The organism is Stenotrophomonas maltophilia group sp. Smal32, assembly GCF_030237085.1.
Classification (GTDB): domain Bacteria; phylum Pseudomonadota; class Gammaproteobacteria; order Xanthomonadales; family Xanthomonadaceae; genus Stenotrophomonas; species Stenotrophomonas maltophilia_Q.
In genome coordinates, this window is sequence record NZ_JASJSI010000154.1 from 1 (window position 1) to 8,089 (window position 8,089).

Here is an 8,089-nt window from a genome sequence, read left to right on the forward strand (position 1 = left end):
GATGTATGAAGGTGGCCCGGTGCGCATGGCCCTGGTCGACCGCGACCGTGGCACCGAATTGCGCAGCTACCCCGCCGAAGGCCAGCGCTGGGTGGCCGGCGAGCGCGGCCACCGCTACGCCGTGCGCCTGTACAACGACAGCCCGCGCCGGGTGCTGGTGGTGCTGTCGGTAGACGGCATCAACGCCATCTCCGGCGAGGATGCCGATCCTTCGCAGACCGGCTACGTGCTCAACCCCGGCCAGCGCGCCGACATCACCGGCTGGCGCAAGAGCCAGGACGAAGTGGCGCAGTTCGTGTTCAGCAGCCCCAGCGGCAGTTATGCCAGCCGCACCGGCCGCCCGGACAACATCGGCGTGGTCGGCGTTGCGGTGTTCGAGGAGGCGCGCCGCTGGCGTCCGGAGCCGATCCTGCGCCGTGGCGTGCCGCTGCCGGCGCCGGCCGCGCAGGCTGAGGCTGCCGCCGATGCCAGTGCCAGCCGCATCGAGGGCTATGCCAGCAAGTCGCAGGCCCCTGCGTTGGGGACCGGCCACGGCGCACGCGAACAGTCCTCGGTACGCGATACCGACTTCGAGCGCGCCAGCCGCAGTCCGGCCCAGGTGCTGCAGCTGCGCTACGACAGCGCCCGCAACCTGCGTGCGCGCGGCATCCTGGTCGATGCACCCTCGCGCCTGCCGCGCGAACCGCAGGCCTTCCCGAACCGCTACGTGCCCGACCCGCCGGCACGCTGATCCTCGCGCCCAGACAACACAACGCCCGCAACCTCTCGGTGCGGGCGTTGTGTTGTGGGGGAAACCGTCGCGCTTACTTGTAGTCCGGGTAGTCCTTGCTCACGCTGTCCTGGAACTCACGCACTTCCTTCTCGGCGCGGTCCTTGGCCCAGCCATAACGTTCCTGCAGGCGACCGGCCAGGTACTCGGCATTGCCCTCGGCCACATCGAAATCGTCGTTGGTCAGATCGCCCCACTTGGCCTGGGCCTTGCCCTTCAGCTGCGACCACTTGCCGGAAATGATGTCTTTGTTCATTGCTGGGAATCCTTGGCTGCAACGGCGTTCTTACCGTGGCTCCAGCATCGCGCAGCGGCTGTTGAGTGCTGGTCAACCGGCAATGAAATGGATGCTCACCTGCTTGAATGGTTCACTACGCTTCGACACGTGCGCTGGAGAAAACGCGCAACAGAAAAGGCCGGGGAGATCCCCGGCCTTTTTTCTTTCCGTTCCACTTCAGGCTCAACGGCCCTTGGCGGCATCCTCAACCTTTTCGCCAGCCTTCTGCACGTCCTTGCCGGCACCGGCAACGGTGTTGCAACCGGCCAGCAGGGCCACCGAGAACATCGACAACAGCATCAGGGCAACTACGCGCTTCATGGGCTTCTCCTTGGGTTCGCCGCTATACCGCTTCATTCGCGGATGGGGTTCGGTCGCTCGGCGGAAGGAGCCAATGCCACTGCCGCCGCGTGAAGTGCAATCTGGCGGCAGGGGCGTGGAGCGGGTGTGAACGGATCACAGATCCGTTCAGGCGGAGAGCTCAGTCACGCATCAGGGTGGACTTGCCGAACAGGCTTTCGACCAGGTCCACGGCCAGTTCGGCGGTGGCGTTCTGCTTGTCCAGCAAGGGGTTGAGCTCGACGATGTCCAGCGAACCCATGCGCCCGGTGTCGGCGATCATCTCCATCACCAGCTGCGCCTCGCGGTAGTTCACCCCACCCGGCACCGTGGTGCCCACGCCCGGGGCGATGCTCGGGTCGAGGAAGTCCACATCGAAGCTGACATGCAGGTGGGTGTTTTCGTCGATGCCGGCCAGCGCCGCTTCCACCGCTCGCTTCATGCCGTTCTCGTCGATGTAGCGCATGTCATAGACATCCACCTTGTGGGTCTTGATCAGGCGCTTTTCTTCCGGGTCCACCGAGCGGATGCCGATCTGGTGCATCTGCGCCGGGGTGATCGCCGGCGCGCTGCCACCCAGGCGGGTCAGCGCATCCGGGCCGAGACCACACAGGCAGGCCACCGGCATGCCGTGGATGTTGCCCGACGGGGTCACGTCGCTGGTGTTGAAGTCCGAATGCGCATCCAGCCACAGCACGCGCAGGGTCTTGCCCTGCTCGCGGCACCAGCGCGCCACGGCAGTGATCGAACCGATGCCCAGGCAGTGGTCGCCACCGAGCATGATGGGCATGCGGCCGGCCTGCAGTTCGGCGTAGCTGGCTTCCATCAGCGCGTGGTTCCACGCCACCACTTCATCCAGGTGGCGATAGCCTTCCACCGGCGCGGTCCACGGGTTGCGCGGGTCATCCAGGTTGCCCAGGTCGCGCACGTCCACGCCACGCGCTTCCAGCGCCTCCGGCAGGCCCGCCACGCGCAGCGCTTCCGGCCCCAGCCGAGCACCGCGATGGCCGGCACCCACGTCGGTGGGTACGCCAATCAACGATACGGAAATGGGATGGGCCATGGGTGCCTCCTGCGGGGGAAAAAGAAGCACAGTCTAGCCAGAGCTGTGTGACACCACTCGCGGCGGTGCAGCAGGGCAGGCGACCGCACTGCCCTCCGTGATGCTCCCCTTCAGCAGCGCTGCTCGTACTGCCGTCAGCGTCGGCGCAGTGGCGTCACGCTCTGCACCTGGCCGTTGTTGCGCATCATGCACAGGAAGCGGCCATCCGGATAATCGATGATCAGTTCCTGGTAATCGCTGCCCACCGGCATCTGGGTGACCAGCGTGCCCTGCGCGCCCTTGCTCATATTGCAGGAACCCAGCGCGGTATCGCCCGGCGCCGCGCTGTTGGCCGCCTTGGACACATTGCGGAAGACCGCACGGCAGCCACCATTCACCCACACCGAATGCCGCGACAGGCCCCAGTTCTGGCCTTGTTCGCAGCGGGTGTGGCTGAGCTGGCGCACGATTTCCACGTTGCCACGGGTATTCAGATCGCACGATACCTGCTGCTGGCCGGTGGATTCGCAGGTGACTTCGCGCGGTAGCGCGGCGTCCCCGGCAGCGCCATCGCGAGGGCGCGCGCTGTTTGCGGCGGGCGCGGGCGCACCACTGCTACTGACCTGGCAGATGCCATTGGCGCCGCCCCGGCCGGTGTAGCTGACCTGCGGCGAGCCGTCATCGTTGCGGCTGATCGACAGGGTGATGCCGCTGTTGGCATCGCGTGCTTCGAAATAGCGGTCGTTGAAGCGCTTCAACGCCGTCTCGCGGCCCTGCACGTAGACCGGCCCGCCCTCATCGGCGTGCACATCGATGCCGCCCGGGCAGCTGGCGTTGAAGAACGGCACGGCGGCCATGGCCGGGACTGCGAACGCGGTGGACAACAGTGCGACGGTGAGCGGCAGGGCGTGGCGACGCATGGGCGGGTCCTGAAAGGTATGTGCCCGAAGTATGCGGTGAGAAGTCGGGAGCGGTGTGTGAGGAGAATCAATATCCGGGTGCGCGTTCTGGGGGTTGTGTTTGCTATGGTGGCCGTGGCGCTCTACCTGGGCTGTTAAGCCAGCTTCACTTGGTAGGCCTTGCCAGGCCTCGCAACCGCGCTGAGACCTACCGATCTCCAGCGGATGATGGCACTGCGCGATATGTCGGTTTCGGCATCGCAGCGGCGGGAACAGGCCAATCGCGATAATTCATTTTTCCTTTCAGATCACCCGATGCCATCGAAACAATCGACTGGCAGACGGGGGTTTGGCGTGCGCATGATGAATCGCCACCTGCAGAGGTGGCCGGGTCTTCCAAGCCCGTTTGATTGAAGCTGTATACGCTTGCCAGCCGGCGTCGTCCTCCCAGGAGCGGCGCCGGCTGGCAATCCGTTCGCCGGTCTACGGCGGGCGGTGCGTGGGGGCCCTGTGCCCGCCGGCTCATCGATCTCCGGTCTTGGAAGCCACGCATCGCCCGCCACCCTATCGTGGCGGCGCCTCTGTGCCTGACGAGGATGCCCGCATGTCCAAGACGCTCTACCCCTATCTGACCGCCACGCTGGGCGACGCCGCCCTGCATCTGCCGCTCGAACTGGCGCAGCCGTTGGAAGCCGCCTTTGCCGCCGCCAACGATGCGCCCGCGCCGATCAACCTGCCCGTCTGCCTGCGCCGCATCCAGGCCGGAGATGCCGCCGACGGACAGCCGTGGCAGGGGCCATCCAGCACGCCCGGCCACGCCGTGGCCGCCGCACGCAGGGATCGCGCCGCCGTGGGCCTGGTGTCGCTGCTGGAGCTGTACCACGCCAATGAGCGCGTGCGCGTGGATGGGGAAGAGAAGGACGATATCGGCGACGGCGTGCGCGAAGGGCTGATGCTGGCCTGCCGGGGACTGGCGGAGTATGTGGCGTTGCAGGTGCAGGGGGCTCAATAATGCAGAACAGTGGGATTCCCAACGCACAGGTTCAACGCATCGCCACCCCGGCTATCGAATCAGGCGGAACCGCTGCTGGCATGAGCACACCCTATCCAAACCTGAAACCTGTTCTCGTTGAGCTGCGGCTGGACGAAGTGGATTCGCGCGGCGGCGCTGCTGCCGAGATGATCGCCGCCACCGCGCGCCCCATCGCGCTTTCGATAAGCCCTGAACTCATGTGGTACAGCTTCGTGCTGAATGATCGCGCCATCACCCGCATCGCGCCGGGCACGCGGGCACGCGGGCACACTGCACGATCTCATTCGTCAACCATGACGGTGCGAAAGAGGTATTCCGCTGTGGCACGGTGGCCGCCTTCGGAGACGGATCGTCGACAAGAGGGTTGATCCGCATCATCCGGTTTGATTGAACCTGTCCGCGCCAGACTTTCTGAGATCGCCGAGCTTGAGCGAAATGCCCTGATGCTTTACACAGCGCTGGCATGCAATCGCACACCCAGGGCCCGGGTTACCTTCAGGATGGTGGCGAAATCGGGGCTGCGCTCGCCCGACAGTGCGCGGTACAGACTCTCGCGCGACAAACCCGCCGCACGCGCAACCTTGCTCATCCCCTGAGCGCGGGCGATATCGCCGAGCGCCTTGGCGATGAAGGCAGAATCGCCGTCGCTTTCTTCGATGCAGGCGTCGAGATAAGCCGCCATTTCCTCCGGCGTCCGAAGATGCTCGGCCACATCAAATGATTTGAGTTCGACTTTTCTCTTGATGGCCATGATGGGACAGCTCCGGTACTTCGGTATTGAGTCGTTTCGTCGACAGCCAGTTCCACGCTCACAGGGCACGCGCAATCTCCCTGGCCTTCTCGATATCGCGCCGCTGCGAACCCTTGTCGCCTCCAACCAGGAGAATCACCAACTGCCTGCCGCGCTGGGTGTAGTAAACGCGGTAACCCGGTCCTGCATCGATACGCAATTCAGAAACGCCATCCGCCAGATAGCGGTGATCACCGGGATGGCCTTCAGCGAGCCGACCGATACGGGCCAGGATGCGAGCGCGTGCGGTTACGTCCTTGAGAGCGTCAATCCATGTCGCGAACTGACGGGTACGCTGGATCTTCATGGAGGACTGTAGCCTACTGGCTACAGTCTTTCAACTATCGGGAATGCACGCATGGAGCTGTGCTCGGCCTCCCGTCTGGCACTCCCTCCCTCGCAGCCGACGCCCCGTCTTTTCAGATTGGAAAGTGGAATCGGGTGCGCTTTCAGCAGCTCATTGTTCACTCGTACCCGATCCGCGCTCACAAAATGCTGTGCTAGATTCAAGAGTGTGACATTGGCGCGCGAGATGCTTTCATGAATGCATGGGTCGAGAAATGCGCTTCTTCATCAGAACGTGGACTTCGGCGCCACCTCTGGATAGCAGTGCGTCGTCGCCTCGCGATCGCTGTTCCGGCGCTTGTGCTGGCAGCATGTACGAGCGCCGCGCCGCCGCCCCCATCAGATCATCTGAATCAAAAACGGCCCGTCGAATCAGGGAGTGAAACTGGTATGGAGCGGTTCAAGAACGATATCGAGCGTTTGACCAAGTTGCGTTTTGATGATGTCGACGCATTGAATGAACAGCTCCACACGCACCTGGGAGAGCCAACTCGACAAGGCTTGAGGGACGAGCGGACCGCAGAACGCGGCATGCTGGGCGGACTTGGTATCCAGAACATCACGCTGAGAAGTCCTGCCGACGATCCTACGCACGCGACATTGATCTTTGAGGTCGCACCACCGAGCATCGCGCTCGAAGAAATCATCTGGGAGGAATCCGCCATGTATCCACCCCACCCGGATGCGCCTGATTCCCGCCCTTACTGGTCTGCTCAGGTGAACAGTGCCAAGGTTGTACTCGGGCTCTCCCTTGACCACAAGACGCTGACCTACGTATCGATCAGTCAGCGCTGATCCCTGTCATTGCGAAAGAGCCGCACCATGGAGCGTACTGAAGAATCTGCACTGTCACAGCCGCAGGAGAGTGGCCGACCAGGGGCAACACGTCGTCCGGCTTCGCCTTTGGTTGATCCCTCGCTGGCACCGCTTCTGACCAAATCCCCAACACTTCGAGCGGGTCTTGCACAGGCTGATCACGACAACCTGGGTGTCGAATGGGGGCCAGCCGGTGGCGGCACCTATCTTATTCCCGGTGTGAAGATCGTCATTGACGAGAACGCCATCGGGCAGGGCCCCAGAATCGCACGTTCTCTTTCTCATGAAGTTGGGCATCATCTCTTCACCGAGCAACCAGATCGGACGTCCAAGCAATCCTATGTAAACACCCTGCTACGCGGAGAAGCCGCTGCGACGCTCAGTAATGTCCAGGTCCAGCGTGAACTCATTGCGGCCGGTGGACCGGACATTGGCGTGTCGGGTACGGGTAATCGACCGCAACAGTATGGAGTCATTGCCGTTGAACTCCAGGCCGGGCGGATCAATCGAAACCAGGCGCTTGGACAGATCGCTGAGGTGTTCAAAACGGAGGCTCCTTCTGTGGGTCCTCATGCGACATACGAGCTTTACTATGGCGCGCACTAGGATCAGCACATAGCACCCACGCAGCGTCGACGTAGGCCCGAGCCAGAATTTGACGCCGAGCGCACTTCGGCTGGCGAGAGAGTCGCCGTGGTCGCCGACGACTCACTCTCAGTGCAGCGAACAGCTTCCTCTGTAGCTGAACTCGGCAACGCTGACCGCTCTCTCTACATGCAGATAAGAGCGGGTGTGGAACGCCTGGACGCCGAGAGCGGGAAGCAGTGGGATGAGTCGAGCCAGCGCATGTCCGCGAGTCTGTTGGTGCTCGCGAAGGAGCAAGGGTTTTCAAGAGTTGACCACGTTGTACTGAACAACCCGACAGAGTCCCTTGCACGTGGCGAGAAAGTATTCATCGTCGAGGGAGCGATGGACGATCCTGCCCAACGCCGCGGAGCCATGAATACGATGGACGCGCTTCGCTCGCCCGAAGCAGAGTCCCTTCATCGCGCTGAAGCGTTGGCCGCAAATCCTGAACAGCCACCAGCGCAGCAGGTTCATGCGCAGGATGGACCATCATTCTCAAGGTAGGGCTGTCGAGACAGCGGATCTTCCGTCCTTCGAACCGCCGGGCGAGTGCCTGGAGCAGCGCAAAGAGACGCCGACTCATAGGGGATGGTGCCGCTTATCCGAATCGAACGGATGACCTACTGTTTACAAGACAGTTGCTCTACCAACTGAGCTAAAGCGGCATGGGTGCATCACCGGCGGCAGCGCCGCGGTCCGGGAATTCTAGCGCAACCTTGCGCATTCCAGCGACCGGCTCTGTGCCGCGCCGCTGCGCTGCTGGGCCTGGGCCGGCTGCGTGCCCGCCGCCAGCTGCCCCTCCAGCCACCACTGGCCGGCGTCGCCGCTGGCCACCAGGCGCGGCTGGAAGCCGGCAGCCTGCACGGCAGCCATGCGCCGCTCGGCGCCTTCGCGGTTGCGGTACTGGCCCAGCGCCACGGCGTTGATGTCCTCGCCCTGGCTGATGATGTAGTAGTCGCTCAGGCCGGCGGCGACGATGCGCTTGACCGTGGCCTGGGCCTCTTCGCGGTTGGCGCCGGCCGGCAGCATCACCCGGTAGCGGGCGCTGCCGCTGGCGGCAGGCTGTTCGCGCAGGCGTACCTGACTGATGACGTTGCCGGCGTTGCCCTGCGCGCTGGTGGCGGCGGCGCGGTCAGCAAACGGCCCCAGTGC

13 protein-coding genes and 1 tRNA gene are annotated in these 8,089 nt (G+C 63.8%); 6 read left to right on the forward strand and 8 right to left on the reverse strand.

What is annotated here, in order from left to right; genetic code table 11:
* The coding region (locus QRO91_RS21005; RefSeq protein ID WP_285310547.1) for a hypothetical protein at positions 1 to 730 on the forward strand (730 nt) is incomplete at its 5' end.
* Positions 731 to 803: 73 nt separating this feature from the next.
* On the opposite strand, the gene QRO91_RS21010 is transcribed toward QRO91_RS21005, so the two are convergent.
* The 4 genes from QRO91_RS21010 to QRO91_RS21025 all read right to left on the reverse strand — a co-directional run bounded on the left by QRO91_RS21010 (position 804) and on the right by QRO91_RS21025 (position 3,347).
* The gene (locus tag QRO91_RS21010) at positions 804 to 1,025 is read right to left on the reverse strand and encodes a CsbD family protein (RefSeq protein WP_004137109.1); all 222 of its coding nucleotides are present in this window, start codon (positions 1,023 to 1,025) and stop codon (positions 804 to 806) included.
* 204 nt (positions 1,026 to 1,229) lie between these two features.
* Positions 1,230 to 1,367: an entericidin A/B family lipoprotein gene (locus QRO91_RS21015; protein ID WP_005407710.1), complete on the reverse strand. Its 138-nt coding sequence runs from the start codon at positions 1,365 to 1,367 to the stop codon at positions 1,230 to 1,232.
* Between the two features lie 160 nt (positions 1,368 to 1,527).
* Entirely contained in the window at positions 1,528 to 2,448 is a 921-nt protein-coding gene (gene rocF / locus QRO91_RS21020; RefSeq protein ID WP_285310548.1) for an arginase, read from the reverse strand.
* A 134-nt stretch (positions 2,449 to 2,582) separates the two neighbouring features.
* Positions 2,583 to 3,347 (reverse strand): DUF3011 domain-containing protein, encoded by a 765-nt coding sequence (locus tag QRO91_RS21025; protein WP_049431466.1) that lies wholly within the window; start codon positions 3,345 to 3,347, stop codon positions 2,583 to 2,585.
* Between the two features lie 583 nt (positions 3,348 to 3,930).
* Here QRO91_RS21025 and QRO91_RS21030 point away from each other — a divergent pair.
* Together QRO91_RS21030 and QRO91_RS21035 are read left to right on the forward strand one after the other, a co-directional pair.
* A complete protein-coding gene (locus tag QRO91_RS21030; RefSeq protein ID WP_049431464.1) occupies positions 3,931 to 4,338 on the forward strand; it encodes a hypothetical protein in 408 nt (135 codons plus the stop codon).
* Positions 4,339 to 4,418: 80 nt separating this feature from the next.
* Entirely contained in the window at positions 4,419 to 4,727 is a 309-nt protein-coding gene (locus QRO91_RS21035; RefSeq protein WP_238378671.1) for a hypothetical protein, read from the forward strand.
* Between the two features lie 80 nt (positions 4,728 to 4,807).
* On the opposite strand, the gene QRO91_RS21040 is transcribed toward QRO91_RS21035, so the two are convergent.
* Both QRO91_RS21040 and QRO91_RS21045 read right to left on the reverse strand, forming a co-directional pair.
* On the reverse strand, positions 4,808 to 5,110 hold the full coding sequence (locus QRO91_RS21040; protein WP_049431463.1) for an addiction module antidote protein: 303 nt from the start codon (positions 5,108 to 5,110) through the stop codon (positions 4,808 to 4,810).
* Between the two features lie 58 nt (positions 5,111 to 5,168).
* Complete coding sequence (locus tag QRO91_RS21045) at positions 5,169 to 5,456, reverse strand: type II toxin-antitoxin system RelE/ParE family toxin (RefSeq protein WP_049431461.1); 288 nt, start codon at positions 5,454 to 5,456, stop codon at positions 5,169 to 5,171.
* Positions 5,457 to 5,758: 302 nt separating this feature from the next.
* Here QRO91_RS21045 and QRO91_RS21050 point away from each other — a divergent pair, with 302 nt between their 5' ends.
* The 3 genes from QRO91_RS21050 (at position 5,759) to QRO91_RS21060 (ending at position 7,441) form a co-directional block, all read left to right on the forward strand.
* Positions 5,759 to 6,289: a hypothetical protein gene (locus QRO91_RS21050; RefSeq protein ID WP_197619902.1), complete on the forward strand. Its 531-nt coding sequence runs from the start codon at positions 5,759 to 5,761 to the stop codon at positions 6,287 to 6,289.
* Positions 6,290 to 6,316: 27 nt separating this feature from the next.
* A complete protein-coding gene (locus QRO91_RS21055) occupies positions 6,317 to 6,916 on the forward strand; it encodes a hypothetical protein (protein WP_197619901.1) in 600 nt (199 codons plus the stop codon).
* An 87-nt stretch (positions 6,917 to 7,003) separates the two neighbouring features.
* A complete protein-coding gene (locus QRO91_RS21060; RefSeq protein WP_197619900.1) occupies positions 7,004 to 7,441 on the forward strand; it encodes an XVIPCD domain-containing protein in 438 nt (145 codons plus the stop codon).
* 85 nt (positions 7,442 to 7,526) lie between these two features.
* On the opposite strand, the gene QRO91_RS21065 is transcribed toward QRO91_RS21060, so the two are convergent.
* Positions 7,527 to 7,602: transfer RNA gene (locus QRO91_RS21065), tRNA-Thr, on the reverse strand.
* Positions 7,603 to 7,642: 40 nt separating this feature from the next.
* Positions 7,643 to 8,089, reverse strand: a 447-nt coding sequence (locus QRO91_RS21070) for an SPOR domain-containing protein (protein WP_285310549.1), incomplete at its 5' end; no start/stop codon positions are given.